Genomic DNA, 25,260 nt, shown 5'->3' with positions numbered 1-25,260 from the left:
GTTATTGGCTTGTAAGAATTAACAAAATTGTTAACTTAATCTGACGGTTGTGGCGTCCAGGGCATGAGCCTTGGGATCAGCCGTACTTTGAGCCTGGAGCCGCTAACAGGCCGGTCCAGCGTTCGTAAGCCCAGTTCTGACTCTTCTGTTTGGAGTTGTAAGCGTTTGCTGTGGGCGCAAAGCTGTGGCAGCAGGCGCAAAGCTGGGGCAGCAGGCGAAAGTCGTGGTTCGGAGTTCGAATCGATCAAGATGATCACCTCCGAAGCTGCTGCTGATGGCCGACTCTCCCTACCTCCTTGCCATCGCCTTGTTTGAGCAGAATGGGAAACGGGCGATGCCCCTCGGGGGACGCTCCCTGCCGCGGGATGTGACGCAAGATGAGGCGGGGGTGCCTGTGCAGATCGCCTGTGAGCTGGCTTTGGAACTCCTTCTTCGCGTTTGGCAACGCAGTGATCAAGGGCCCTTGCAACGCGAAGCGGGGCCAGGAAGTTTGCTGATGGCCGAACTGGGCATGGAGCATTTGCCTGAGGATTTACCGCTTCTCAAAGCAACCTGGCTCACCACAGGAGATAGCGCAGCCTTTCAGCGGGGACTGCTAGCGATCAGCTCACGTTGTTGGAGTGTGAGCATCGCCAAATTTGAGCCGATTACGTTCCGCGCCCTGGAGGCGTCATAGACAACGGAGGCTGAACAGGGAGCTCAAACGCCCTCACGATGCAATCGTTGGGATGAGTGCTGCTAATCCAGCAGCAATGGGATCCTGCTGATCGGCACCGAAGTGAACACCGTCTAGAGGAGACGTTTCAGCGACAGTTTGTAAATCGAAAAAACACACCGACTCTTGTTCCGCAAGGTTGCGATACAGAGAGGGAAGTAAACGGGACTTGGCAGTTGCTCCTTTAAATCCCCACGCAAGAGATTGTGGCGTGGTTTGGATGACTCCAGGACTGACTAAAACAATCGCGGGGGGGCGATTGGAGTTATGTGGTCCACATTGATAGGACATGCGCACATCATGAATCAAAATTTTTGCTCCAGATGTGATCTCTTCGGCAGAAAGATTTAGATGACTTTTGCAGTCGTTGCATCCAAGCGCAAGAATGACAACATGCAGAGGCTTGCAGCTGTGAAGAATCATGGGCAAGTCGTGCCTGCCGTTGCAGCTGTAGTCGCCACCATAATTAACGGCACCTAGGGGATCATCCATGACCCAAGTTCTTGAATTCAAGCCTTGTTCAAAAACAGTCCAGGATTGATGATGAGGGTTTTGCTGATTCAGAATCTGTTGGAGTCGATTGGGCCAACGAGTTTCAAAGGGCAAGCGACCACTCCCATCAGGTGCCATTCCCCAGGTGTTGGAGTCTCCAAAACACAAAATACTTTTTGGCTCCATGCTCTCTGCCTCCAAAGATGGGATCGATGCTTGAGCTGAAGACAGCATCACGACAAGCAGGAGGCCAACAATGACATTTCCTGGTTACGCACGGTGATATGGACTGCCTTGCTGGATCGCTTGGGCTCGGAACAGTTGCTCGATCAAGAGGAGTCTTGCAAGCTCATGGGGGAATGTCATCGGTGAAAGGCTCAGTTTCCAGTGGGCCAGGGCCTTGAGCTCTGCTGTTAAGCCATCAGCACCGCCAATCACAAAGGCAAGTCGCTGCGATCCAAGGCTGCGGAGTCGCTCAGACAAGTGGATCGACGTCAGCGTTTCACCCTGTTCCATCAACATCACAGGCCACTCATCGCTTCGCAGGGCCTGGCGAATCGATTCGGCTTCTTTTTCGGGAGTGCCATCACGCAACTCAACGATCGTGAGTCCAGGAAGACGTTTGCGATAGAGCTCGATTCCTTCCTGAACCCAGCTCTTGCGAACTTTCCCGATGGCAATAATCCGGCAGCGAGACGGATTCATCCCTGAGGATCCCAACGCATGCAGGACTCAAACGCAGTCTTCGTCATCTTCCAAAAGAAGCTGGCCAAAGGCCACATACAGCGATTCTTCTTCGCTTCCAGCCGCCACCTTGGGTCGAGAGGGCCTGGTTGTTTTGCCCTGGCCACCGCGAAGCGGTTGTCTGGATAGGGGCTGGGATGACGGGAGCGCCTGGGCCTGCGCCTTTACCTTGGCTTTGTTCTGAGTCGCAACGTGGCGCTCAGCCTCCTTGAGCCTTGCCATCAAATGCTCAGGAACAGTGCCATCACTGCTCGCTTTCATCAGTTCCTGAAACAGGCGTTCAGGGTTGTCTTCGGTTTCAATGCGATGGCGTTTTTCGGTCGCCTTGACGGGCCGATCCTTGTTCTGTTGAGGTGGTGCGATCGGCTCAGGCAACGAACGGCCCAATTCCTTGAGGCGCTCCAGGCTGCGGGGATCAAAGCTCATGAGCAGCCCAGGGTCTCGCTAGTGTCTCGACCGGTGACAGGATTCACGCCTTCAGCGTTGGCACAGAGCACCTTGAGCGCATCAGCTCTGAGGGGCACGTTGGTGAAATCAGCGCCTTCAACGGTGACGTTGATAAAGCGCGTGTTGAAGGCAAAAGCATCCTCCAGCACCGCATTGGTGAGGTTGGTTCCATCAAAGACCGCAGAATCCAGCGTGGCGTCGCGAAGGTTGGTGTTGCTCAGATTGGCGTCTTGAAGTTTGGCCCCATAAAGGCTTGCCCCCTGAAGATCACTTCCGGAAAGATCAGCTTCTCGAAGGTTGGTGAGGTTAAAGGTCACACCTTGCATTTCCCGATTTGAAAAATCGGCACCAATCAACACCTGCTTGGCATAATCCATCGCGGCAAATGCTGGTTGCATCGGCCAGGCCAGTGTGACGCAAAGGACCATCAGCGGAGCCAATAAGCGCAATCGCATCGGGACTGAGACAACTGTTGTTCAGCCTAGGACTTTTAGATCCGTTTGTTCTTTTCGGCTTGAATTGCCTGTTCCAAGCTGTTTAGGCGAGCTTCCCTGGATCCCCAAAGCTCCATCAAGACTGGCGGATTGTTGATGGGCATCACAGAGAAACGATGATCCCTATAAATTTCTTTAAAGATGGAATCAACTTCATCGCGATAGGGGAGATCAATCGGGCGAATTCCGTCATCTTCCATCGCAATTGGCCAATGGTCCGAAATCGGTAAGAAGATGATTAGATCAAGTTGTTGAAGAGAATTTCGCACTCTTGCTGCTAATGATTTAACAAATTCGTCGTCGATGTCAGTGGTTTGATGATTGGCTGTGTACTGGGAATAAGCAATATAATCAACGGGACAGCGATCAAAAATAACGCAGTCACTTTCTTGCTGGTAATTCATAAGCCTGCTGATGTTGTAGTACATCTGAATCCCGTTATGCAGTCTCGTGCTTTCTTGGCGAAAGCGAATGTCATAGCCCTCCTGGTGCAGCGCTCGAAAAGGCTCTTCTTCGCGAATGTAATGATGATGCCGTTGAATCCAATCGTGCACGAAAGTGCTTTTTCCTTGTGAATGTGTGCCGCTAATTGCGATGCGCATACAACGATTCAATCTTTAAGGTTTATAGCCCTCAAGCTGTGCATTGAGCCAGGTTGATTGGGGGAATGGTTGAAAGCATGTCGTCACGCCGTGCCTTCATGCCCAACTCTCAAGCGCAAGGTGCTCAAGCAGAGCGCTATGTCAAACAGATTTTGCTGGCGCATCAATGGTGCTTGTTGGAACAAAACTGGACCTGTCGGTATGGAGAAATTGATCTGCTCCTAACAAAACAGTCTCTGCCAAGCGCTCGAATGCTGGTGGTTGAGGTGAAGGCTCGCCGCCGCTCAGGCTTGGATGGATGGGGGATCGCTGCGTTTGATCAGGCAAAACGCAGGTGTTTGGCCCGAAGTCTGCAGTGTTGGCAAGCCGCCAACCCCTGGAGTGAGGGCTGCTGTTTTGAAGTGGTCTTGGCGCTCGTAGCCCTTCCCGTGCACAGGCATTGGGTGCGCTGGATCCGCATCGAAACGCTTGCGGGCGTGAGCTGGTGATCACTTGTTTGATGCGTTTGCCATCAAGGCACGGATGCACCGCATCGCAGCATGGTGACCCTGGTGAGGGTTGCTGACAACAAGCCCCGAAACCGATCGCAGGGGGCGGATAAAGGCCCGTTCACCAGGAATCATGTGCATCAGCATGTGCTGGATGATCTGAATGGGATTCCTACCGCGCTCTTCGTTATCCCGTTTAAGCCGTCGAATCATGCGCAGCAGTAAGGGAGCTTCGAGATAGAACAACGCTGTGATCGAGCCATCTTTCAGCAGGTCTTGCGGCCCATAGGCCCCTTCGAGCAACACAAGCTGGTAGCTCTGATTCAGGGGTTTGCGTGCAACATCGCGCGTCGACATGTCGTAGGTGCGCAAGCTGCTTGCAGCGTGATGGCTGACCTGATCCAGCTCGGTTCGCAACGCGTCGCTGTCAATGGCCGCCGGGGTGTCAAATCCGAAACGTGGGTGGGGGCGCCAATGGTGCCTGTAGTAGTTGTCGCAGCAGATCACGAGCACTTCAATGTTGATCGCGCCCAGGGCTTGAGCCAGTTTCAGGCTGAAGCTGGTTTTCCCAACCGCGGACGGGCCAGTGATGCAAATCACAGGAACCTTTGCCATCACGCCATCGACCGAGTTCTTCAATCCTGCATAGGGCACAGTGAATCAACGCTGTGAATGTCATGACCTTTTCAGGGCACACGGCCCGCAAGCGTTTTGGCCAGCACTGGCTGATCAATGAGCGAGTGCTGGATCGAATCGTTGAGGCCGCCGAACTCCAAGACGGGGATCGCGTCTTGGAGGTGGGGCCTGGTCGCGGAGCGCTCACCGAACGTCTTCTGGCTTCAGACGCAGCGGCCATTCATGCTGTGGAGCTTGATCGTGATCTCGTGGCTGGGCTTCAGGAGACGTTTGGAGGCCATCCAAAGTTTTCCTTGCAGGAGGGAGATGTTCTCTCGGTTCCCTTGGACCTGTCTGATGGGGAACCGGCCAACAAAGTTGTCGCCAATATTCCGTACAACATCACTGGCCCCCTGCTGGAGCGTTTGATCGGTCGTCTTGATCGTCCCGTCGAACCCTCCTATCAACGGCTGGTTTTGCTTGTTCAACACGAGGTTGCTCAACGCATCCGCGCCCGTCCTGGCCACAGCAATTTCAGTGCCTTGAGTGTGCGCATGCAGTTGTTGGGACAGTGCAGCCACGTCTGTCCTGTGCCCCCGCGCTGCTTTCAACCACCACCGAAAGTGCAGTCCGAGGTGATCTGTATCGATCCCTTCCCTTCCGAACGGCGTCCTATTCCTGCACTGGCCCGTGGAGTGGAACGTCTGCTGAAGATGGCCTTCTTGAGTCGACGCAAAATGCTGCGCAACACCTTGGCGCCGTTGTGTGCTCCGGATCAGTTGCAAGTGGTGGCTGAAGAGGCGGGGATCAGCCTTCAGCAACGACCCCAGGAGGTGGCACCAGAAGCCTGGGTTGCCCTAGCGAAGGGTTTGAATCAGTTCGACTCTGCTGCTTGATCGGATGAGCGCCACCGTTCGCGTCACCGCTCCCGCCAAAATCAATCTCCATCTTGAGGTGCTCGGTCAGCGATCCGATGGGTTTCACGAATTGGCGATGGTGATGCAAAGCATCGACCTCGCTGATCAGCTGGACTGTTCCAATAGCGCTGATGGATTGATTCAGCTGAGCTGTGATCAGCCTGGACTCAGTTGCGGCAGCGACAATCTGGTGATGCGTGCCGCCGAACTGCTCCGGCAGCGCTCTGGTTTTCATGAGCTTGGCGCTCATCTACATCTGCGCAAACGCATTCCCATTGGTGCTGGTCTTGCTGGAGGCTCCAGTGATGGTGCTGCCGCTCTGCTGGCGCTGAATACGCTCTGGGGTCTCGGACACAGCCAGGATCAGTTACTCGCGATGGCTGCGGAACTGGGCTCCGACATGCCGTTTTGTCTTGCCGGTGGGAGTCAGCTCTGCTTCGGCCGAGGCGAATGTTTGGAATCCGTCCCCGCAGCAGCGCAGTCTTTCGGAGTGGTGCTGGTGAAAGATCCCAGCGTGAGTGTTTCGACGCCCTGGGCCTATGGCGAGTGTCGTCGTCTCAAGGGCGACCACTATTTGTGCGATGAAGACGCTTTTGCACAACGGCGGCAGCAATTGCGTGCAGCCTCGTGGTTGCATCCGCTTCGAACGGCTGAGCCGCCTCCGCTGCGCAATGATTTACAGGATGTGGTGGCACCTCAAACAGCCTCTGTGCAAACGGCCCTTCGTTTGCTTCAGGGTCTTCCTGGGCAGCTGCGAACGGCGATGAGTGGTTCAGGGCCGAGTTGCTTCGCCTTGTTTGCCAATCGACTGGATGCTGATCAGGCGTTGAATGCTGCCCGTGATGGGTTCGCGCAAGCCGGTTTGGATGCCTGGAGTTGTTCATTTTTGGCTCATGGCGCCAAGCTGATGCCATGAGCAGGAGTGAGATGAGCAGCAGTGATAAGAGCAGCAGTGATCCGAGCAGCAGTGAAAGCGAGACGCCAGAGGTTCCTCCAAAACGCAAGAAGGGTCCTCTTAGTTTCTTGTCAGGCTCACTCACAAGTTTGCTGATGGGCTGGATCAGCCTCGGATTGAGCAAAGGGATGGTGACCTATTTCGCAAACCGTCCACCCACGTTCAGTTCTGCCACCGCCGTAAGCATTGCCTCAGCGTTGAAAACGTTGTTGATCGGAATGTCTTTCCTCGCCACTTTCAGCTTTTCCTTTGTTGGGATTGGCCTGTTTCTTGTGTTTCTTCGCAGTCTTTTTACAGGCAAAGAAGCCGATGCTGTCTAGCCTCAGATCTCTGTCCTGAACTGCCATAGGCGGTTATTGGTGATGACTCCCCATGATCTTGGTCAGCTGATCCTGCTGCTTTCTCCGGGGTTACTCCTCTCGGTGCTCCTGCTCACAACGTTTGCCGCAGGAGGCTGATTTTTTCGTTGCTGAGATAGCTTGGCCACTCACGCCGGCTTGGCCGGGATTGCAGCAACGCCGTGGCAGGGACCCTTCTCTTCAACGCACTTCGTGAGGCCATCGACGAGGAGATGGCCCGAGATCCCCACGTTTGCGTGATGGGGGAAGACGTCGGTCAATACGGCGGCTCCTACAAGGTCACAAAGGATCTCTACGAGAAATACGGCGAATTGCGTGTGCTCGACACACCGATTGCTGAAAACAGTTTTACGGGCATGGCTGTCGGTGCAGCCATGACAGGCCTGAGGCCCATCGTGGAGGGCATGAACATGGGCTTTCTGCTGCTGGCCTTCAATCAGATCTCCAACAACATGGGGATGCTCCGCTACACCAGTGGGGGAAATTTCACCATTCCCACTGTGGTGCGTGGACCAGGAGGGGTGGGCCGCCAGCTGGGAGCTGAACATAGCCAGCGCCTTGAGGCCTATTTCCATGCCGTGCCTGGCATCAAGATCGTGGCTTGCAGCACGCCCACCAATGCCAAGGGGCTGATGAAGGCTGCGATCCGCGACAACAACCCCGTGCTCTTTTTTGAGCATGTGTTGCTGTACAACCTCACAGAAGAATTGCCTGAAGGTGACTACACCTGTGCTTTGGATCAGGCGGATCTGGTGAAAGAGGGCAGTGACGTCACGATCCTGACGTACTCACGTATGCGCCACCATTGCTTGAAAGCTGTGGAGCAGCTGGAAGCGGATGGCATCAATGCTGAGTTGATCGATCTGATCAGTCTCAAGCCTTTCGATATGGAAACGATCGCTCGCTCCATCCGTAAGACCCATCGGGTGATCGTGGTGGAGGAGTGCATGAAGACCGGTGGCATCGGAGCTGAACTGATTGCCCTGATCACGGAGCATTGCTTCGACGATCTCGATGCCCGGCCCATTCGCTTATCCAGCCAGGACATTCCCACGCCTTACAACGGCAACCTGGAAAATCTGACGATTATTCAGCCCCACCAAATCGTGGAAACGGCCCAGGCCATCGTGCGCACGGGGCTCTGATTCATGGCCCGTCAACAGGGGTGGTTTGCCCTCATCCTCGCTCTGGCCATCGCTGCTGGATCGGTTCTCACAAGCTTTCCTCTTCAGTTGGGGCTGGATTTGCGCGGGGGGAGTCAGCTCACCCTGGAAGTGCAGCCATCGGGTGAGATCACCAAGGTGAACGCCGAACAGCTGGAAGCCGTGAAGGCGGTGCTCGACCGTCGTGTGAATGGTTTGGGAGTTGCCGAATCAACACTCCAAACCGTGGGCGATAACCAACTGGTTTTGCAGCTTCCAGGTGTGACCGATCCATCCAGAGCAGCGCGCGTGCTCGGGAGCACAGCCTTGCTGGAATTTCGGGCGCAGAAGCCTGGCACAGAGGAGGAATTACGGGGCCTGACCCAACTCAGAGCGCAGTTGAAAAGCGTTCTGGCCTTGAACGAAAGCAAGGACGCGTCAGATCAAGCTGATCAAGACGATGAACGCTCCCGTGAGCAGTTGGCGAAGGCGCAAAAAGAGTTGGGTCTTGATGGCACGGCGAATTCTGAGCAAGAGCAGTTGGAACAGCTGCTGGCTCGTGCCAACGAAGAAATTGTGGAACGGTTCGAGCCGGCGGCCCTCACGGGAAAGGATCTCGTCACGGCTGGTCGCCAGCAGCAGCAAAACGGCAGTAGCTGGGAAGTGACGCTCACCTTCAACCGTGAGGGGGGTGACAAATTTGCAGAGCTCACCCGTTCGATTGCAGGGACCGGGCGTCTTCTCGGCATCGTTCTGGATGGTCGACCCATCAGTGAAGCGGGCGTGGGGGATCAGTTCAAAGCCGCGGGTATTACCGGCGGTTCAGCTGTGATCACTGGCAATTTCAGCGCTGAGGAAGCCAGGGACCTCGAGGTGCAGCTGCGCGGTGGCTCCCTGCCTCTGCCGGTTGAAATTCTTGAGGTGCGCACGATCGGCCCCAGTCTTGGCGCTGAAAATGTGCGTCGCAGCTTGATTGCAGCGCTTGCAGGCCTGGTGTTGGTCGCCATTTTCATGCTGCTCGTCTATCGACTGGCAGGTGTGGTGGCTGTGCTGGCCCTCAGTCTGTACGCCCTGTTCAACATGGCGGCCTACGCGCTGATCCCGGTCACCCTCACGTTGCCAGGAACGGCCGGGTTCATTCTCAGTATTGGCATGGCCGTGGACGCGAACGTGTTGATCTTTGAGCGCATCAAAGACGAATTACGTCGAGGCAATACCTTGATCCGCTCCATCGAAACTGGCTTCTCTCAAGCCTTCTCCTCGATCGTTGACGGTCACATCACGACGTTGATTAGTTGCGCTGCGCTGTTTTTCCTTGGAACCGGTCTGGTGAAAGGCTTTGCGGCAACGCTTGGAATCGGCGTTCTGCTCAGCCTGTTCACGGCACTCACCTGCACGCGCACGCTTTTGCGCTTCTTGATGAGCTATCAATCACTGCGCCGTCCCACCAACTTTCTGCCCGCAGGGCAGCTGCCTTCCTCCGCTGCTTGAGCCATGGCTGTGTCCTCCCCAACTGGTCAAGAACGCCCTTTGCGTTTTCCGCTGAGCCGCCAACGCCGAAAGGTTTGGCTGATCTCTGTGATGGTGTTGTTGATCAGCACGCTGGGTTTAGTGCTGAGCTGGACGAATCCTCAGATCGGCTCGCCGTTAAGACCCGGTCTCGACTTCACAGGTGGAACGCAAATCCAGCTTGAACGGTCCTGCACAGATCGTTGCCAAGACGTCAGGGCCATCGACATCCAGCAGAAGCTTGAAGGCCTCACCCTGCCTGCGGAAGGAAGCGATCAAGATTCCGGCAGCCTCCCCAATCTTTCTTCGGCTCGGGTTCAGTTGCTCGATCGAGGGGAATCGGTGGTGGTGCGCATGCCAGCGTTAAGCGCTTCCCAAGGACAAGCGGTGATCGAGGCCCTTGAGCCTATTGCGGGTCCCTTTGAAGTGGGTGGTCAATCTGTTGACACGATTGGCCCCAGCCTTGGTGGTCAGTTGCTGCGCAGCAGTTTGATCTCTTTGCTGGTCGCGTTTGCCGGTATCGCCCTCTACATCAGCATTCGCTACGACGGACGTTATGCCGTTCTGGCACTCGTGGCCTTAGGCCATGACGTGTTGATCGTGTGTGGTGTCTTCGCCTGGCTTGGACTGATCAGTGGTTTGGAAGTCGACAGTTTGTTTGCTGTTTCGCTTCTCACAATCGCTGGCTATTCCGTGAATGACACCGTGGTGGTGTTTGACCGCATCCGCGAACGCCAACGCGAAGATGGTGACCTACCCCTGGATGCTCAGGTGGATCGTGCTGTGTCCGCCACGCTCACCCGCACCCTTTACACCAGTGGCACCACCTTGCTTCCGCTCTTGGGTTTGATTTTGTTTGGCGGTTCCACCTTGTTTTGGTTTGCAGTGGCGCTTGCGATTGGCGTGATTGTGGGCAGCTGGTCCAGCATCGCCCTGGCCCCTTCCCTCCTCAGTATCTGGCCCAGGCAACGCACGGCGGGTGCGTGATTTGGCCATGACACCCAGCTCTCCATCCCAACGCTGGGTTCCCTTGCTCTTGGGCGTGCTGGCTCTGCTGGATTTACGTGTGGAGATTCAGCTCTTGCTTGATCACATCACGCTCACCAGTGTGATCTTTGCGATTCGGCACCATCTCCTGGCGGTGGTGGTTTTGCTTCTCCTCCCTTCGATGTGGCGTCACTACGGACCCGTGCGTCGCTCTGAGCTCTGAGCGCTGACTCCTAAGTTGGAAGTCCGCCTCGAATACACGATGTCGCTTGATCTCGACGCCAAGAAAGTCCTCCTTAGAAAAATCCCCCATGGCTTGTTCATCTGCGGTGTTGCAGAAGGGGATCAAGTCAATGGGTTCACGGCTAGTTGGGTGACACAGGGATCGTTCGATCCCCCTCTTGTGGTGATGGCTGTTCGTGCCGATAGCACTAGCAACGGCATGATTCAGCGCACGCGCCGCTTTTCCCTCAACGTATTGGCTGCCGATCAGAAGGATTTAGCTGCTGTGTTTTTCAAGCCTCAGCAAGCGGTTGGCGGACGCTTTGAGTCCGCACCGTTCACCACGGGCGCGTTGGGTTTGCCGATCCTCAAGGACGGCCTCGGAGCCGTGGAGTGTGAGCTCGTGGGTGAACTCGCCCATGGCGATCACACCGTGTTTCTTGGCGAAGTGAAATCAGCGGTTCTCCACCGTGATGCTGCTGCCCTTGAGCTCAGCAGCACGGGATGGCAATACGGGGGATAACTCCCAGCGGTCCATAATCTGCTTGATCACCACTTGCTGCATGAACACCTGAAGCACCACCACGAGCGGTAATGCAAGCAGCACGCCTGGCAGCCCAAGCAGGGCTCCCAGGCTTAATTGGGCTGTCAATGCCACCGTGGGTAGGAGATTCACTGTGCGACTGAGCAGCACCGGTGTGACCACAAAGGCTTCAAGGTTTTGCAGTGCAAGCCGCAGGACCAGCACCTGCACCATCAGGGTTGGAGAGATCAGAAGCGCAATCCCCATCGGCAAAAGCGTTGCTGCCGTCGGTCCAATCGTGGGGACAAAGGTGAGCAGGCCACAGACCAAGCCGCTGAGCAGTGCCAAAGGGACACCCAGGATGGCCAACCCCGTCCAGGTGAGCACAAACACGGCGGTGGCTGAAATGGTCATGCCAGCGAGCCATCCGCCGAGAGCTTCCCGGCAGCGATCGAGCATTTCCGTGACCTGAGCCCTTGCGGGACGCGGACTCACGGCGATCAGCATCTGCCGATGAGAATGGGGATCCAGGGCGAGCAGGATCGCCAGCAGGCTCATCAACAGCAGCTGAATCAAGCCGTTCGCCGCACCACCGGCGTAACCAAGCAGTTGTGCTCCAACGGGTTGTATCCCTTTCCAGCTCAGCGATTCAGAGGGATTGATGTTGAGGTCCGACAGGCTGGGTTGACTGGCGATGATCGATTTGATTTTGTCGATCAGATTGGGCAGTAACGCGGTGAGTTGTTCGAATTGACCCAGCAGTTCTGGGAGGAGCAGTTTCACCACCAAGGTTCCGCCGACGAACAGGATGACCAGAACCAGCAACAGCGCAACGGGCCGTTTGAGCCTGAAACGTTCCATCAACTTCTGAATCGGTACGTCGAGGGTCACGGCCAACACGACGGCTCCGAACAGAATCAGCAGCACCCAGCGCAACTGCCACAACAACAACGTGAGCAGGATGGATGTGAGGGCAATCAGCAGGGTGCGAGCGTTCATGAGGCCAGTTTCTGCCTCTTCCAAGGGTCGAGAAGATCGTGAACGACGATTTCACGAATGAGCACCTGCAACACAACCGCGAGGGGTAAAGCGAGCAATAGGCCAAGAGGACCGAACAGAACTGTGAATACAAATTGAGCCGCCAGGGTGAGGCCTGGAAGCAAATTGACCTGGCGCTGCATCACTGAAGGCGTGATCACGTAGCTCTCAAGGTTCTGAATCACGATGTAGAGGCCCAGGACCGCCAATGCTTTCCAAGGGGCATCGAGGAGGGCGACGGACATCGGAAAGATCGTGCTGAGCGTGGGACCCACATTCGGAATCACGTTGAGCAAGCCAGCGAGCAAGGCATTGGCCATCACCAGCTTCACTCCCAGGAGTGAGAGTCCGATGCCAGCTAAAACAGCCACGCACACCGAGCTGATCAAAACGCCAATCATCCAGCTGCTGAGGGCATCGCCGCACATGTTGAGGATGACCCGTGCCCGTCGCCGATAGAAGGACGGCACCAGCTGAATGCCAACGTTTTTGTAGGCATGGGGCTGGACTGCCACCATCAAGGTGACGGCGATGACGAAGAGAAGCTGCACGACACCACTGCCGACATTGCCAGCCAAACCAAGCAGTCCCAAAAAGCCTCCTGTCACGCTGGAGGCAATGGCCGGTCCACCTGGGCTGTCCGCCAAGCCTTTGGGGAAGAGCAGTTGGCTCCAATTGCTGGAGCTCTCACTGCCATAAACCAAGGAGCTCACTGACGAAAACGCCTGCAAAAGCAATTCTTTCAGCGCTTTTGCGGCCGATGGCAGCTGAAGAATGAGTTGCTGAAACTGACTCGTAAACGGCGGCACGATCACGGTTAAGGCCACCGCAACCATCACCCCCAAACCCAAAACACAGGCCAACAATGCCAAGGGTCGGGGAAGGTTCCAGCGCTGACGCAGGGCTCCAACGAGGGTGCAAAGAGCCATGGCCAGCACGATGGCTGCAAACAAATGGATCAGGACTTCACGCAGACTCCAGAAAAGGAGGCCTGTTGCCAGAACAGCGCAAAGTCCAAACCAGTGTTGAAGCTTCACCCGTTCGCGTTGTCACTCGCTGCAGCTTCGCCTGAATCCTGGGAATAACCGAGACCTGAGGAATCGGCATATCTCTGGGCGAAGCGCATGAAACGCTCAAAATCCTGCTCGCTTTTCCAGGTGTAAGTAGCTTCCAATGCGCTTGGTTTGCCATTCACAAACTTGCCATTCACCTCACGGGTCACGAGCGTGCCCTCTTCGTCGAGCATGAACATGCCCGTGATCGCTTCCATGACTTCAGGAGCCAGGGCTTCCGGTTGTTCAAACACGAAGATGGCTTGACCCGTGCGTCCGTCACGGCTGCGTGTGACGCGGATGTCGGGAACGACGGGTTCATCCACTCCGCGCAGAAACTGGATCACTGCCTTGCTTCCGTCTGCCATGAATGCTGCTCCAGTACCTACGCGGGATCTTAAGGGGCATCGATCGGTACAACGCGACTGGTGTTCAGCAGTTCGATTGCCGCATCCTTCGGATTGCGCCCACTGAGATCAAGATTGGCTGTGTCGCGGGCTTGTTTGAGCTCGTGGTCGTAGCAGCGGTCGTAATAGTCGAGCATCGCGCTGCAGGCATCGCGCCAGCGCTGATCTCTGATCGCCTCTAAGGCAGCTTGTGTCCTTTGGGGACCAAGTCTGCGCTGGATGCGTTCCGTCGCTTTGCACAGCTCATCGGCGTCTTGGCAGGCGTAGACATCCACGAGCTGATCAATTCGCTCATCGAGACTGCGGCGAATTTCGAGCACCGGTGCCTGTTGCATTTGCTCGAACAGTGCCTTTGGGATGCGACAGCAGCCCACAGAAGAGCTCTCGGCTTCCAGCCAAATTTGAGGGGCGTGTTGTTTCCCGTAGCCATTTAGGGCTTCAGCTAGTTCATTTTCGTAATGCTCAGTGCTGGGCTGATTGGGTTGACCAAGACCACCGAAGCTGCTTCCACGGTGATGAGCCAACCCCTCCAAATCCACCACAGCCACGTTGAGAGATTGCAAGGCGATCAGCAGATCTGTTTTCCCTGTGCCCGTTCTTCCACCAAGCAACCGAATGGGCCAGCGGCGTTCAAATTGTTCGAGCACCCAGCGCCGATACACCTTGTATCCGCCTTTCAGCACAAGGGTGGGATGGTCCTGGAGAGCCGCGAGCCAAGCCATGCTGTTTGAGCGCATCCCTCCCCGCCAGCAGTACAGCCGAAGCGGCTGGTCCGTGCCTCCAGCCGCCCTTGTTAGAGCGTTGGAAAGATCAACAAGGGCTGGGCCAGTGAAGCTCAGGCCGAGCTCGATGGCCTGTTTTCGGCCCTTTTGTTTGTAGGTGCGACCGACGATGGCCCTCTGTTCATCGTCAAACAGAGGGATGTTGATGGCTCCAGGCCAATGGCCCTGCGCAAATTCCGAGGGGGTGCGCACATCAACCAGCGTTCCGCGCGCTTCTCGAAACTGATCGATATTGCTCACGTTTGTGGATCCCATCCCTGACATAGTGGGATAACGCCGAGCCAGTTAGAGCCGGTAGTACGTCATGCTTTCTGGTCTTTCTTCTTCATCCAATCTCAGCGTCGACCAGCTTCTAGAGAAATTCTCCAGTGGCTCATCACGACAAAAACGCTCCTTGATCCCAGCTGTCGAGAAAGCGGCTGATCAGCTGGCTGCCATGGGTGCGGCTGCTCTTGCCTCCTTTGATCGTGAAGGAGACGAGTGGGCTGCTGGTTGGATTTTGCAGACCCTGCATCGTCATCAACCGTCGGCCTTGAGTCCTCTTTTCGGTGCTTCTGGGGGATGGTTTTCCACAGGTTCGGAATCGGACCTGGATTATTCCCCCCTTCAGCAGGCCCTTCTCGAAGAACGGTTCGAAGAGGCTGATCGCCTCACCAGCGTTTTTCTTCGCAAGCTGGCCGGAGAGCAGGCTGAACGGCGGGGATACGTCTATTTCAGCGAAGTCTTGACCATGAGGGGGCTGGACCTTGTCACGATGGATCGTCTTTGGATCGCCTACTCCCAAGGCCGGTTTGGGTTCACAGTGCAGGCCCGTTTGCTGGCCACTCTCGATGGCCGTTACGACAAGCTCTGGCCTCGGATTGGCTGGAAGCAGGAGGGAGTCTGGACGCGTTATCCGAATGCCTTCGATTGGTCATTGAAGGCTCCAGAAGGCCACATGCCGCTGATCAACCAGCTTCGTGGTGTGCGACTGATCGATGCCCTTCTCAACCATCCGTCCCTGGTTGCTCGTCAATGAGTTAATGCTCTGTGGCATGGATCGGATTGAGGGGTATGGTCAAAACAGAATGCTTCGGTCCTGATGTCATCGCGGCTTGGATCGACTTCAGGGTCGTTCAGTTTTAATTTCACCCCCTCGTTTCAACGAACGCGCTGGGCTGATTTCATTCTTCCGTCCACGCTGCAACTCTCTCCCTTGCTGGAGTTGCTTCTCGATCCCGTGGAATGTGATGAGACAACCGGTCGGCTGCAGCTCGGTCTTCAGGAAGCTCTCGTCAATGCTGTGCGTCATGGGAACGCAGGCGATCCCAACAAGTGTTTGCGTGTGCGCCGCATCCTCACGCCTCAATGGATGATTTGGCAGATCCAGGATGAAGGGGAAGGAGTCCCCACCCATGCACGTCTTGGCGAGCTTCCTAAGTGCATCGAAGCCAATCAAGGCCGTGGCTTGTTTTTGATTTATCAGTGTTTTGACGATGTGCGCTGGAGTCGACGCGGGAATCGCGTTCAGTTGGCATGCCGCCGTCCCGTGTCTCGCGTGACCTCCCTCAACGATGCGGACAGCCAGGGTCTTTCAGTTCCCGTCTGATCCAGCGCAGGGCTTGCTCGGTGAGCTCCTCAACATCGTTGCGCTCTCCACCCTGGATGAGTTGAGAGAGAGCAGCAGCCATCAGTTCAGCGCTGCGACGGTCGGCATCGGTCTTTAAACGATGCCAGTCACGGTCGCCAAGACTCAAGCAACGATGAAGCTCCTGCGCCAGTTCAGGGGCGGATTCTGGCCAGCGCGATTCAGCCGTTGACATGGTCTTCTGACGATCGGTTGCCTTTATCCTGATGCTTCACGTCCATGGCTGTGACGTGCACAGTGAACGCTTTCATGGCATCAGGTTCCCGTCGCAAACAGCTACGTCCGTTACACGCCTTGGCCGCTCTGATTCACATTCAGCCAAGGAGTTGGGAAGCCAACGATGTCCGTTCAAGGCGACGATTGCAACGTCGCAACCTGCTGCAACAACTTGTTGAAGGGCAAGATGAATTTGAGTGGATTTTTAAACCAACAACGGCCCCAAAGTTTTGGCGTTCGCTTCGCTGGGGCGGCCCAGGAGTGTTGATTGGATTTGTCTTGGCCAAGCTGTCGTCGGGCAGCTAGAGCGCATCCCTGGGTTTAACCAACGAGGGTTTTGTGATGAACAATCACAAGCGATTCAGGCGCGGTGAGAGGCCCTTCAGAAGAAGAAGGAAGTTCATTGTGGTCGGCAGGAACAGCCTGGCCTTTCAACCAAGCTTGATGGAGTGCGTGGCGCCGCGTGTCTTCTTCGAGAACGAGACGATCAGCAGCATCCTGAGGTGTTTCGCCATGCAAAAGGGAGGTACGAATACGGATTCCAAATCCATGCGCTTCCACTTGCACTTTGCCTTCCATTAGGACCAACTGAAATGTCCAGCCTTGAAGCCAGCGGACATAAAAAGGGTTGATCATCAAGGCCCTCGGCAAGGGTTCCTGCACCTTATGGGGCGTTGGTCGCCCTCAAGAAGGGTGTGTCAGGGAATCACTTCAAGGCTTGTTGGCAGTCCAAACTCTCACCATGAAATGGGATTCAGCTGAGATCCCTGTGAAGCCAGCGTTGCTCAGGCGTGATTCGATGTCATCTGAAATGAAATCTCTGTAGAAAGGCTCGTGAAAGATCCGTCGGAAGTTATCCATCGCCACGCTGTACTGCGGTGAATCTTTGAGCTGAATGGAGTCGGCGAGAACAAGAACTCCACCGGGCTCAAGCAATCGATAGGCATCATTAAGAACCGCCTGCCGCGCTTCAGCAGGAAGCTCATGCATCAGGAAAACGCAGGTCACCGCCTGCATGCTTTCGTCACCAAAGGGCATGGATTCAGCATTGCCTTGAAGCAGCTGCACAAGGCTGTCGCTTCCCTTGTTGAGCCAACGATTGGCCTGACGCAAATAGGACTCAGACAAATCCAGGCCAAAGAGTGAGGCTTTTGGCAGAGCCGCTCGAATCTGGTGAAGCGTCCGACCGGTTCCCGTCGCTACGTCGAGAATGCGCAGACTGGCGTCTGGGCGATCACTAAACCGCTTCAAGCCACGCTTCAAGGGGGCAATCAGCCTGCGGCGCATCGAGTCTGCGGATCCGTTGAACAGGATGTCGACTTGCAAGTCATAGAGTTCAGCGGAATGATCACTGAGATAGCCATCGGTTTGATGATGGAAGTTTTGGAGGTAGTAATCCGGGTAGAGCTCTTTGTCGTGCGTATCGGGAATGTCTTGGACGTTGCGTGATCGTCGCCTGGCCCAATTTGAGGGAAGGTCAAGCCACACGCGGGGATAGCGCTCGGCCCACTCCAGCCAGGGAATATCAAATAGCAAAGATGAGGGATAGAGCCCCTGTTCTGACTCCTGCCAATCGATGTCCTGAAGCGCGCTCAAGGAGCGTCGCAATTCATTCATCAAGGCGTCAGGAACCGGTTCTGTTCTGGGCACGACATCGGGTGCCAACAGCTCCATGGCTTTGGTGCTCAGCTCCTTATGGGCCAGTCCTGCCAGGCTCCGGCCCTGCTGGATGGTGCGGTAGGCGATTTCGGTCAGGCTCGACGCCATTGGGCTGTAGTTGGATCAATACGCCTATTCCAATGGATGAGGCCATCCAACCGAGGATGCAAGTCAGGCCATTCCGGCAAGAATTGTGAAGCTGATGCAAATTCCGTATCAACCGATACAGAATATTTGCATCGAAACGAGGCCTTGCGTCATGAAAGCCGTTCTTCGTTCTCTCCCAGTTGATTACAGCGGCAATGTGTTGGAGCGTCACCAGAAGGCCGCTGTTGAGTTTCTCTCCTGGGCCGATCATCACGCCCATGAGCAAAGGTTGAGCCAATCGAGTCAGGCTCAGCTCGAGGGGCATCCTGATCTTCTTGATTCCAATAGCGCTCAGGCTCAACAGCGCGTTTGGGCGAATCGCCATGCCCATCAAAAGCATCTTCACGACAGCGCCATGGCTCACCTTCGCCACAGCTGAGACATCACCAGTCTCTTTTGGACGTTGATTGAAAGGCTCAAAAGGGACTGGTTAGCATCCCTATATCCCCGCAATCACTTGGCTTCATTATCAGTCAAGATCGATTAAAGCAAGACGATTATGGGCTTTGGCTGCGGGCATGGAGCCGCGACATGTCTGAGCATGGAATGCCTTAAGCTTCGCTACTTCAAGACTTATTGCGTCTTAGGTGTTTAGTAGTCAGTCCTTGCCTAATTCCGTCAAAGTTTTTTATTGGGTGTGGGCATTTTCATTTCCCTATGATTACCGCTATTTACCATTCCCGGAAGAGCCAACGGGTTTGGTCTTTATTGGTTTCTGGATTGTCTGGTTGGGTGTTGGTGGTTTGATCGCGATACCGCTTGGTGACTGGATCGCCAAGAGAAATAGTTCATAGATGGTGTTGCTTTTTAAGCAATATGGTTTCTAGATTCTTGAACTTGCTTGTATTGAGGTTTATTGATGAATACCTGTTTGTGATTGAAACCCCACCGCAAATAGAGTTTATTCGCTTCTCCATCACTGGCCTGCTCGACTCTGAGGGAGCGCAGCCAATCAAAAGTCAGCGCGTGGAGAGCTCTTCAATGGAGAATTCGCTACGCAAAGCTCTGGCATCTTGAATTCTTTGTTGGCTTGCAAGATGTCTCAAGCGCTCGTCAAGCCATTTGCGTAGGCGCGGAGTGAACAGCTGAGATGATTGCTCATCCGATGGTTGGTGCTCGCCAAATGGAATCGTCATCGGATTCACCAGGCAACTCACGTTAACGAGAAGCAGAATGCGATGGGATCTATTTTCTGCCTTGGATGTTGAGTGGGCTCATGCATTCAATTGAATGAAGATCAACATCCCTTGTTGCTCTTTAGAACCTTTTCTCCAAGGCTGATTCTGTAGATGTCGGAACTGTCGAGACGGCATTCTTCCTCATTGTTGGCAATGGGAGCCGTTGCTTCTGTTTTTGCAACTCCCTCGGTGCAATACTTTTGTGCTATCGACGAAGCCCAATTCTTGAAGGAATCTTCATTTGATGTTGTCGCAAAATTCGTGGAATTTGTGCAAATTGTTTCTGCCGATGCTCCTTTTTGGATGTCGGATTCGATCAATTCGGCCCACTTTTTTTTATTGACGCCTTGCCATTGTGCTTGTGCTGATGAAGGAGCCCAGCAGAGTGCTGTGAGCAAGAACAGTGACGTGGCGGAGATTGGGACGAGGGGTTTCATGGGCTGGTGAATGGAGGATATCCCTATGGCCTTTGCCATTATTTTATTGCAATCACAATAACCCAATCATGTTGATGTCTGAGATTATCTAAACAGCAAGCGAACGATTGGTGGGTCTTCTCATTGAAAGTTCAGTTAATCACTAGGCTGCTATAAGGATTTTTTTGAGTTGTTTTATCCTTAGCATTGCTTAGCTCAACAACAAGCGATCCACGAAATCGTGCCAGCTGAGACTTTTCTGCTGGTTTGGGAACACCAACGCTTGTTCCCCGGCGGTTAGGGGCGGTTGGCCGATGCTTTGCAGGAGACGTGTTAATTCCTCTTGATCGAGACGATCGTTGCCATTGGCATCAACGGGCATTAAGTACAGCAGCAGGCGTTCTTCTCCCTGCCGGAGTCGTTGCAAGCGTTGGATGAGCTGGCTGAATTCAGCGGAGTCGATGTGGCCATCACCGTTGAGATCCATCGACGCCATCGTTGCCGTTAATTGATCGTTGAGGGATGAGATTCGGCGCTGATGGCTTTGCTTGCTCGTCCCGCCTGACAACAGCGCATGGCGAAGCTCCTCAAGGCTGAGGTGGCCATCACGGTTCAGGTCGAGCTCATCGAAAAGGGCTTGCATCTCGCTGTTCAGCTCGCTTTGAGGCTGTTCCCCCCCAGCGTTGGGGGCCATGCCGTCCAGTCTCTGTCGCAAGTTGCGGCGGAAGCTTCCTAACAATTCACTCGCTTCCAGAAACCGTTTGCGGTGTTCCTCAGGGCTAACAACGGCATGCAGGGCCACAGGAATCAGTGCCGGCAGGGTTCGGCCAGCCAGACGCTGCAGCATCCAGGTTGTGAGCACGAAGCTCAGAGTGAGCGCTGGCAGGCTGCCCATAAACATCCCCTGTAGACCCTGTAGAAGGCTGGCAAGCCCGGCTCCAATGAGAGCGATGATCAGGGTTCTGCGTCCGGGCACGTGGAAGATACCGCCGAGGGCGATCGCCACCAAAACGCCGTTGTAACCCCATAACCCTTGGGCTAAAGCAGCGTTGTCAGCTCCGCTTGCCAAGGCGGTGATCATTCCCATCAGGGCGCCACACGCTCCGAGCGCGGCGGCGATGGGGCTTGCGACCGCAACCGCCAGGAGAACGAGCCACCCGCTCACCAGGTCGGAGCAGAGAAACACCTGTCCGAAGCTGTGAGGAAGGCCGAAAGCCAACGCCTGAACGAAGCCAGGTGAAGCCGCCGCTTTCACCGTTTCGATGCTGTCTGGTATTTGAGGGCTCACCAAGGCCACCAGTCCCCAGGTGATCAGGCAGAACGGCAGGGTGAGCGCCGGCGGGTCTCCGCGGCGATGAAAGCGGCGTCGCCACAGTTCGAGTATCAGCGTTGTGAGTCCGCCTCCGAACGCCACCAACACTGCGATCAGGCCGGCATCTACCACGGATCTGGAGTCAGCTAGAACTGCCGCAGCACATCCCACAAGGGCACCGTTGAAGCCATGGATTCCCTGATCGCGCAGGCTTTGGCCAAGATTCAGCAGCTTGGAAACGGCGTTTGCTGCAGCCATCCCTAAGACAGCCAAGAGAGCCATCCAAGGTGACTGGATCAGAAAGGCCAGCAGCAGCAGGCCACCACTGAGAGGATGGTTGATAAAAATCACTTGGGAAAAGCTGCGTAGACCGCTTTCCCAGGGACCCGCCTGGAAATGCTGTTCAGCAAACAACCCCTTTCCTCCTACCGGCGCTGGCGGCGGCGGTAGGAGAGCTTGCAGGAGCTGATAGATCGATGCTGGGTCAGCTTGCATGGGATGAAGCTCTCGAGCTGAACCGCTCCTCGAGCACCTCCAGTCCAGCCCGGAAGATCCCCAAAGAGAGCTCGGCCAGGGTGTTTAGCTCATCAAGGTAGGGATTGATTTCACAAATTTCCCAGCAACACACGCGGGGATCTGAGAGAAGCTTGCGCAGCAGGAGAACGGCCTCATGGGCCCAGAGCCCTCCAGGGACTGGGGTGCCTGTGCCCTTGCAGATCGTTGAATCCAACGCATCCACATCGAAGGTCACATAGATCAGGTCCACGTCGGCGAGGTGGGAGAGGCAGCGGTTGGCTGCATTGATGGCTCCATCGCCTCTCACCTCCTCAGTGCTGATCACTGGGATGGAATAACGGGCCAAGGTGGCGTCTTCAGCAGCCTCGGTGTCTCTGACGCCGACATAAATCAGATCACCGAAGTCGATCGCTGCAGATTCGAGACCGTGCAGTTGCTGCAGATCCTTCCAGAGTTGTCGGGTGACAGGGTCTGGATCATTCATCGCCTCGGAAAGGTTGTCGTGCCCGCAGGCGATCGCCAAGGGCATCCCATGCATATTCCCCGAAGGGGTCGTGAACGGAGAATGAATATCAGCGTGGGCATCGATCCAGATCACCCCAAGCCGCGACTGTGGATGGGCACGACGGATCCCTGCAATTGTTGAGGCGGCGGTGGAGTGGTCTCCCGCAAGGACGATTGGGAAGCTCTGCTGCTGAAGCGTGCTGCACACCAAATTCGCTGCGTCCTGCATCACGCCAGCGATGGTTTTGATGTGACGAGCGTGGGGTGTGGTGCTTTTTCCTGTGGTAGCGGCATGGGCCGATGGTGTTTGCCCCTCTCGAATCTCGGCGATTAAGCCTGCGCTCATTTTTTGGAGATCTTGTTGGTGTTTGACAGCACTTTTGAGCATTTCAATGCCTGCACCTGCGCCGGGTTTCCCCGCTCCCAGGTCACAGTCCACCTCCACAAGACTGACTCCACTCAGCCCAGCCGTGCTGCTGATCTGGACCAGGCTTTTCTTTAAACGTTTGAGGTCTGCAAGGGAGCAATTGAGGCGGTTGTGGTCTTCGAGCAGGGTTAAAAACTCATCAACGCTGATCCGTCCGTTCCCATCGCGATCAAGCCTCTCCAGCAACTCCTGGGAATCGATGGATGCTTCTGCTGTGCCCAGTAGCGACACCATCAACGAAAGCTCATCGTGACTGAGACACCCGCTCCCATCTGTATCGACCAGCTGAAACAGATCTCTCAACAACTGATGGGTTCCCAGCCCAGGCTGCTTGCTTGCCCAGCGCAGAAAGTCCTCTCGGCTGACATCAGCTTGGCTATCTATGAACTGGCGAAGGGCCTTGGCTTCCTGTTCAGCGATGATCCCCGACATGGAGTTCAGCACCTGCTCCACTTCGGTTGGCGTGATGGCCCCATCGCCATTGATATCAAAGAGGGCGTAAAGAGAGGAGAGCTCGGTTTCGAGAGGGATTATTGACATGGACGTGCACTCGTGAGGAGCCTTTAAAGGAATTAAAAGACTTTAAGCGTGTCAACTCCAAACAACACGGGCGATGTTGAATGGTTGCCCCTAGATCATGGGCTTCGACGCTTAAAACCTCAAAGTCATTGTCAAATTGGCTACAGAAGTTGAACGGGCGGAATGTTAAAGCATTAAAATTAAGTTTTCCTTATGGATTTTCAAGGGAGTTTGGAGGAGTTGCAGGCGTTGGTCGCGCAATTGGGCGTTCCATGCCATTGGCAACATAAAGGTGCCTATGAGCTCGCTTTCTTCGATGACGGCATCAGTAATCTCAAGCTGAACTGGTGGCCTCTCACTGGAGAATTGAGGTTGGTGGGAGATCCGGAAGTGCGAGACTACATTCTGGAGAAGCTTAAGGTTTTGCTTCAGGACTCCAAGCAGGCATGAATGATCAGGCTGAATCCATTGGCGGTTGAGCCATGGACCATGTCTTGAATCATTAACTGCGATTCAAATTAATAGCAAGGTGTGCGGGGTAGTCATAACTGTGGGGTTTGTTACTGGCATCTTCTTTTTCATTGTTTTGACGCAGGTTTGACTGGCTTACGCCGATCTGTGCCCATAAAAAATGATCCCCATTTTGGGGATCATTAGGAGGCTTGTTTAAGGCCTGAATACTACGGGAGGACCGTTTCGATCAGGCGTCGTAGTACATGGTGAATTCGTGGGGATGGGGGCGCTGACGCAGCTGCTGCACTTCTTCGTACTTCATGTTGATCCAGTTGTCGATGAAGTCTTTGGTGAAAACACCACCCTCTAATAAGTAGTGATGATCAGCGTTCAAAGCTTCTAAAGCTCCGTTTAGAGAAGCAGGAACGGTGGCGATGTCCTTAAGCTGCTCTGCGGGAAGTTCAAACAGGTCACCATCGAAGCCATCACCAGGATCAATCTGGTTTTTGATGCCATCAAGCCCAGCCATCATCATGGCGGCAAAGGCCAAATAGGGATTGGCTAACGCATCCCCTGATCTGAATTCCAAGCGCTTGGCTTTTGGACTCGGGCCGGTGAGGGGGATTCGAACGGCGGCAGATCGATTGCCCTCTGAATACACCAAATTCACCGGTGCTTCAAATCCTGGGACGAGTCGCTTGTAGCTATTGGTGGTGGGATTGGTGAAGGCCAGGAAGCTTGGAGCATGCTTCAAGATTCCGCCGATGTACCAACGGGCTGTTTGAGACAAGTTGGCGTAGGTGCCTTCCCCGAAGAACAAGGGTTGACCACCCTTCCACAGGCTTTGGTGAACGTGCATGCCTGTGCCGTTGTCATTAAAGACAGGCTTCGGCATGAAGGTTGCTGTTTTGCCGTACTTCTTGGCCACGTTGCGGACGACGTACTTGTAAGTCATCACGTTGTCGGCAGCTTGAATGAGTTCGTCGAATTTCATTCCCAATTCGTGCTGACCGGCACCAGCAACTTCATGGTGATGCTTCTCAATTGGGATCCCCAATTGGGCCATCATCAACAACATCTCAGAGCGGATATCTTGCGCTGTGTCGTTTGGTGCTACAGGAAAATAACCTTCCTTCGTTTGGATTTTGTAGGCGAGGTTCCCGCCTTCTTCGACCCGTCCGGAGTTCCAGCCAGCCTCAATGGTGTCAACGCTGTAGAAGCACCCACCTTCGCTTGAGTTGTAGCGAACGTCATCGAAGAGGAAAAATTCAGGCTCTGGACCAAAAAATGCCTTGTCTGCCAGCCCTGTATTGGAGAGATAAGCCAACGCTTTCTGTGCCAAAGCACGGGGACAACGCTCGTAGGGCTCACCCGTTCTTGGGTCCTGAATCGAGCAGATCAGGCTGAGGGTCTTATGGCGATAAAACGGATCCACCCATGCCGTGGCGGGGTCTGGAACCATGGACATGTCGGAAGCGTTGATCGCTTTCCAGCCGCGTATGGAGGATCCGTCAAAGGCCAGGCCTTCCCGAAAAGCATCCTCATCGACCATGTCCGAGCACACGGTGAGGTGTTGCCACTTGCCGTGCAGATCGGAAAATTTGAGGTCGATCAGCTCGATCCCTTCGTCCTTGATCTGACGAAGGACGTCCTGAGCAGTTTTAGCCATGGTTGAGGCTGCAGCCGAGAGTATCTCGCGCAACCGTAGGCATCGATCTGACACTGTTTTGTATCAATGCGCACTTTTTGCCGCCGCCGCCCTCCTGGTCAGGTCTTTGGGTGAGGCTCGGGTCAGC

Annotated in this window: 35 protein-coding genes; 16 read left to right on the top strand and 19 right to left on the bottom strand. The window is 55.0% G+C overall.

Going from position 1 to position 25,260, the window contains the following annotated elements:
- Positions 1–35: 35 nt before the first annotated feature.
- The gene (locus SYN8016DRAFT_RS03430; protein ID WP_141561337.1) at positions 36–248 is read right to left on the bottom strand and encodes a hypothetical protein; all 213 of its coding nucleotides are present in this window, start codon (positions 246–248) and stop codon (positions 36–38) included.
- Between the two features lie 26 nt (positions 249–274).
- On the opposite strand from SYN8016DRAFT_RS03430, the gene SYN8016DRAFT_RS03425 reads away from it, so the two are divergent.
- A complete protein-coding gene (locus SYN8016DRAFT_RS03425; RefSeq protein WP_006852862.1) occupies positions 275–676 on the top strand; it encodes a hypothetical protein in 402 nt (133 codons plus the stop codon).
- A 33-nt stretch (positions 677–709) separates the two neighbouring features.
- On the opposite strand, the gene SYN8016DRAFT_RS03420 is transcribed toward SYN8016DRAFT_RS03425, so the two are convergent.
- The 5 genes from SYN8016DRAFT_RS03420 to SYN8016DRAFT_RS03400 are packed head-to-tail and all read right to left on the bottom strand — an operon-like array spanning position 710 to position 3,494.
- Complete coding sequence (locus SYN8016DRAFT_RS03420; RefSeq protein ID WP_006852861.1) at positions 710–1,441, bottom strand: SGNH/GDSL hydrolase family protein; 732 nt, start codon at positions 1,439–1,441, stop codon at positions 710–712.
- A gap of 36 nt (positions 1,442–1,477) precedes the next feature.
- Positions 1,478–1,912 (bottom strand): 23S rRNA (pseudouridine(1915)-N(3))-methyltransferase RlmH, encoded by a 435-nt coding sequence (locus SYN8016DRAFT_RS03415; RefSeq protein WP_006852860.1) that lies wholly within the window; start codon positions 1,910–1,912, stop codon positions 1,478–1,480.
- 27 nt (positions 1,913–1,939) lie between these two features.
- On the bottom strand, positions 1,940–2,377 hold the full coding sequence (locus SYN8016DRAFT_RS03410; protein WP_006852859.1) for a hypothetical protein: 438 nt from the start codon (positions 2,375–2,377) through the stop codon (positions 1,940–1,942).
- Positions 2,374–2,853, bottom strand: a complete 480-nt coding sequence (locus tag SYN8016DRAFT_RS03405; protein ID WP_006852858.1) for a pentapeptide repeat-containing protein — start codon at positions 2,851–2,853, stop codon at positions 2,374–2,376. The genes SYN8016DRAFT_RS03410 and SYN8016DRAFT_RS03405 overlap by 4 nt, the downstream gene beginning before the upstream one ends.
- A gap of 35 nt (positions 2,854–2,888) precedes the next feature.
- Positions 2,889–3,494: an ATP-binding protein gene (locus SYN8016DRAFT_RS03400; protein ID WP_006852857.1), complete on the bottom strand. Its 606-nt coding sequence runs from the start codon at positions 3,492–3,494 to the stop codon at positions 2,889–2,891.
- Positions 3,495–3,592: 98 nt separating this feature from the next.
- Between SYN8016DRAFT_RS03400 and SYN8016DRAFT_RS03395 the strand changes: the two genes are divergently transcribed.
- Positions 3,593–3,982, top strand: coding sequence for a YraN family protein (locus SYN8016DRAFT_RS03395; RefSeq protein ID WP_006852856.1), 390 nt, complete (start codon positions 3,593–3,595; stop codon positions 3,980–3,982).
- On the opposite strand, the gene SYN8016DRAFT_RS03390 is transcribed toward SYN8016DRAFT_RS03395, so the two are convergent.
- Entirely contained in the window at positions 3,983–4,597 is a 615-nt protein-coding gene (locus SYN8016DRAFT_RS03390; protein WP_006852855.1) for a uridine kinase, read from the bottom strand.
- 62 nt (positions 4,598–4,659) lie between these two features.
- On the opposite strand from SYN8016DRAFT_RS03390, the gene rsmA reads away from it, so the two are divergent.
- The 8 genes from rsmA (at position 4,660) to SYN8016DRAFT_RS03350 (ending at position 11,211) form a co-directional block, all read left to right on the top strand.
- Complete coding sequence (gene rsmA, locus SYN8016DRAFT_RS03385) at positions 4,660–5,493, top strand: 16S rRNA (adenine(1518)-N(6)/adenine(1519)-N(6))-dimethyltransferase RsmA (protein ID WP_006852854.1); 834 nt, start codon at positions 4,660–4,662, stop codon at positions 5,491–5,493.
- A gap of 4 nt (positions 5,494–5,497) precedes the next feature.
- On the top strand, positions 5,498–6,430 hold the full coding sequence (ispE, locus tag SYN8016DRAFT_RS03380) for a 4-(cytidine 5'-diphospho)-2-C-methyl-D-erythritol kinase (protein WP_006852853.1): 933 nt from the start codon (positions 5,498–5,500) through the stop codon (positions 6,428–6,430).
- The gene (locus tag SYN8016DRAFT_RS03375) at positions 6,427–6,789 is read left to right on the top strand and encodes a DUF3082 domain-containing protein (protein WP_006852851.1); all 363 of its coding nucleotides are present in this window, start codon (positions 6,427–6,429) and stop codon (positions 6,787–6,789) included. The genes ispE and SYN8016DRAFT_RS03375 overlap by 4 nt, the downstream gene beginning before the upstream one ends.
- A 200-nt stretch (positions 6,790–6,989) precedes the next feature.
- The gene (locus SYN8016DRAFT_RS03370; RefSeq protein WP_006852849.1) at positions 6,990–7,973 is read left to right on the top strand and encodes a pyruvate dehydrogenase complex E1 component subunit beta; all 984 of its coding nucleotides are present in this window, start codon (positions 6,990–6,992) and stop codon (positions 7,971–7,973) included.
- Positions 7,974–7,976: 3 nt separating this feature from the next.
- Entirely contained in the window at positions 7,977–9,461 is a 1,485-nt protein-coding gene (secD, locus tag SYN8016DRAFT_RS03365) for a protein translocase subunit SecD (RefSeq protein ID WP_006852848.1), read from the top strand.
- 3 nt (positions 9,462–9,464) lie between these two features.
- Positions 9,465–10,466, top strand: a complete 1,002-nt coding sequence (gene secF / locus SYN8016DRAFT_RS03360; protein WP_006852847.1) for a protein translocase subunit SecF — start codon at positions 9,465–9,467, stop codon at positions 10,464–10,466.
- A 7-nt stretch (positions 10,467–10,473) separates the two neighbouring features.
- Positions 10,474–10,689 carry a hypothetical protein gene (locus tag SYN8016DRAFT_RS03355; protein ID WP_006852846.1) on the top strand — a complete coding sequence of 72 codons (216 nt, stop codon included), beginning with the start codon at positions 10,474–10,476 and terminating at the stop codon, positions 10,687–10,689.
- Positions 10,690–10,728: 39 nt separating this feature from the next.
- Entirely contained in the window at positions 10,729–11,211 is a 483-nt protein-coding gene (locus SYN8016DRAFT_RS03350) for a flavin reductase family protein (RefSeq protein ID WP_006852845.1), read from the top strand.
- Here the strand turns inward: SYN8016DRAFT_RS03350 and SYN8016DRAFT_RS03345 are convergent.
- Genes SYN8016DRAFT_RS03345 through mnmH form a run of 4 tightly spaced genes read right to left on the bottom strand, consistent with a single transcriptional unit; the run spans position 11,143 to position 14,754 of the window.
- Positions 11,143–12,210, bottom strand: coding sequence for an AI-2E family transporter (locus SYN8016DRAFT_RS03345; protein ID WP_006852844.1), 1,068 nt, complete (start codon positions 12,208–12,210; stop codon positions 11,143–11,145). The genes SYN8016DRAFT_RS03350 and SYN8016DRAFT_RS03345 overlap by 69 nt on opposite strands.
- The gene (locus SYN8016DRAFT_RS03340) at positions 12,207–13,286 is read right to left on the bottom strand and encodes an AI-2E family transporter (protein ID WP_006852843.1); all 1,080 of its coding nucleotides are present in this window, start codon (positions 13,284–13,286) and stop codon (positions 12,207–12,209) included. The genes SYN8016DRAFT_RS03345 and SYN8016DRAFT_RS03340 overlap by 4 nt, the downstream gene beginning before the upstream one ends.
- On the bottom strand, positions 13,283–13,669 hold the full coding sequence (gene psb28, locus SYN8016DRAFT_RS03335) for a photosystem II reaction center protein Psb28 (protein ID WP_006852842.1): 387 nt from the start codon (positions 13,667–13,669) through the stop codon (positions 13,283–13,285). The genes SYN8016DRAFT_RS03340 and psb28 overlap by 4 nt, the downstream gene beginning before the upstream one ends.
- 29 nt (positions 13,670–13,698) lie before the next feature.
- On the bottom strand, positions 13,699–14,754 hold the full coding sequence (mnmH, locus tag SYN8016DRAFT_RS03330) for a tRNA 2-selenouridine(34) synthase MnmH (protein ID WP_038013242.1): 1,056 nt from the start codon (positions 14,752–14,754) through the stop codon (positions 13,699–13,701).
- A 40-nt stretch (positions 14,755–14,794) separates the two neighbouring features.
- Between mnmH and SYN8016DRAFT_RS03325 the strand changes: the two genes are divergently transcribed.
- Complete coding sequence (locus tag SYN8016DRAFT_RS03325) at positions 14,795–15,508, top strand: GUN4 domain-containing protein (protein ID WP_006852840.1); 714 nt, start codon at positions 14,795–14,797, stop codon at positions 15,506–15,508.
- 63 nt (positions 15,509–15,571) lie between these two features.
- Positions 15,572–16,078 (top strand): ATP-binding protein, encoded by a 507-nt coding sequence (locus tag SYN8016DRAFT_RS03320; protein ID WP_006852839.1) that lies wholly within the window; start codon positions 15,572–15,574, stop codon positions 16,076–16,078.
- Here the strand turns inward: SYN8016DRAFT_RS03320 and SYN8016DRAFT_RS03315 are convergent.
- Positions 16,038–16,292, bottom strand: coding sequence for a DUF6439 family protein (locus SYN8016DRAFT_RS03315; RefSeq protein WP_006852838.1), 255 nt, complete (start codon positions 16,290–16,292; stop codon positions 16,038–16,040). The two genes, SYN8016DRAFT_RS03320 and SYN8016DRAFT_RS03315, sit on opposite strands and share 41 nt — an antisense overlap.
- Before the next feature lie 74 nt (positions 16,293–16,366).
- Here SYN8016DRAFT_RS03315 and SYN8016DRAFT_RS03310 point away from each other — a divergent pair, with 74 nt between their 5' ends.
- Entirely contained in the window at positions 16,367–16,639 is a 273-nt protein-coding gene (locus tag SYN8016DRAFT_RS03310; protein ID WP_141561333.1) for a hypothetical protein, read from the top strand.
- A gap of 15 nt (positions 16,640–16,654) precedes the next feature.
- On the opposite strand, the gene SYN8016DRAFT_RS03305 is transcribed toward SYN8016DRAFT_RS03310, so the two are convergent.
- Complete coding sequence (locus SYN8016DRAFT_RS03305) at positions 16,655–16,969, bottom strand: hypothetical protein (RefSeq protein WP_006852836.1); 315 nt, start codon at positions 16,967–16,969, stop codon at positions 16,655–16,657.
- A gap of 75 nt (positions 16,970–17,044) precedes the next feature.
- Entirely contained in the window at positions 17,045–18,100 is a 1,056-nt protein-coding gene (locus SYN8016DRAFT_RS03300; protein ID WP_006852835.1) for a class I SAM-dependent methyltransferase, read from the bottom strand.
- Positions 18,101–18,251: 151 nt separating this feature from the next.
- Here SYN8016DRAFT_RS03300 and SYN8016DRAFT_RS03295 point away from each other — a divergent pair, with 151 nt between their 5' ends.
- Together SYN8016DRAFT_RS03295 and SYN8016DRAFT_RS14855 are read left to right on the top strand one after the other, a co-directional pair.
- Positions 18,252–18,518, top strand: coding sequence for a hypothetical protein (locus SYN8016DRAFT_RS03295; protein ID WP_006852834.1), 267 nt, complete (start codon positions 18,252–18,254; stop codon positions 18,516–18,518).
- A 226-nt stretch (positions 18,519–18,744) separates the two neighbouring features.
- Positions 18,745–18,933 carry a hypothetical protein gene (locus SYN8016DRAFT_RS14855; protein WP_141561331.1) on the top strand — a complete coding sequence of 63 codons (189 nt, stop codon included), beginning with the start codon at positions 18,745–18,747 and terminating at the stop codon, positions 18,931–18,933.
- A 165-nt stretch (positions 18,934–19,098) separates the two neighbouring features.
- Here the strand turns inward: SYN8016DRAFT_RS14855 and SYN8016DRAFT_RS03290 are convergent, their stop codons facing one another.
- From SYN8016DRAFT_RS03290 to SYN8016DRAFT_RS03275, 4 genes are all read right to left on the bottom strand, one after another.
- Positions 19,099–19,275, bottom strand: a complete 177-nt coding sequence (locus SYN8016DRAFT_RS03290; protein ID WP_006852832.1) for a hypothetical protein — start codon at positions 19,273–19,275, stop codon at positions 19,099–19,101.
- A 101-nt stretch (positions 19,276–19,376) separates the two neighbouring features.
- Entirely contained in the window at positions 19,377–19,754 is a 378-nt protein-coding gene (locus SYN8016DRAFT_RS15610) for a hypothetical protein (RefSeq protein ID WP_216725569.1), read from the bottom strand.
- Positions 19,755–19,944: 190 nt separating this feature from the next.
- Positions 19,945–21,540: an urea transporter gene (locus SYN8016DRAFT_RS03280; RefSeq protein ID WP_006852830.1), complete on the bottom strand. Its 1,596-nt coding sequence runs from the start codon at positions 21,538–21,540 to the stop codon at positions 19,945–19,947.
- Positions 21,530–23,032: an arginase family protein gene (locus SYN8016DRAFT_RS03275; RefSeq protein ID WP_006852829.1), complete on the bottom strand. Its 1,503-nt coding sequence runs from the start codon at positions 23,030–23,032 to the stop codon at positions 21,530–21,532. Before SYN8016DRAFT_RS03275 ends, SYN8016DRAFT_RS03280 begins: the two co-directional genes overlap by 11 nt.
- A gap of 192 nt (positions 23,033–23,224) precedes the next feature.
- Between SYN8016DRAFT_RS03275 and SYN8016DRAFT_RS03270 the strand changes: the two genes are divergently transcribed.
- Positions 23,225–23,461, top strand: coding sequence for a hypothetical protein (locus SYN8016DRAFT_RS03270; protein WP_006852828.1), 237 nt, complete (start codon positions 23,225–23,227; stop codon positions 23,459–23,461).
- Between the two features lie 250 nt (positions 23,462–23,711).
- On the opposite strand, the gene glnA is transcribed toward SYN8016DRAFT_RS03270, so the two are convergent.
- The gene (gene glnA / locus SYN8016DRAFT_RS03265; RefSeq protein WP_006852827.1) at positions 23,712–25,133 is read right to left on the bottom strand and encodes a type I glutamate--ammonia ligase; all 1,422 of its coding nucleotides are present in this window, start codon (positions 25,131–25,133) and stop codon (positions 23,712–23,714) included.
- Between the last annotated feature and the right edge of the window lie 127 nt (positions 25,134–25,260).

The organism is Synechococcus sp. WH 8016 (genome assembly GCF_000230675.1).
Lineage (GTDB): Bacteria > Cyanobacteriota > Cyanobacteriia > PCC-6307 > Cyanobiaceae > Synechococcus_C.
The sequence above is the reverse complement of the archived record's forward strand: the minus strand, read 5'-3'. Positions and strand labels throughout refer to the sequence as shown.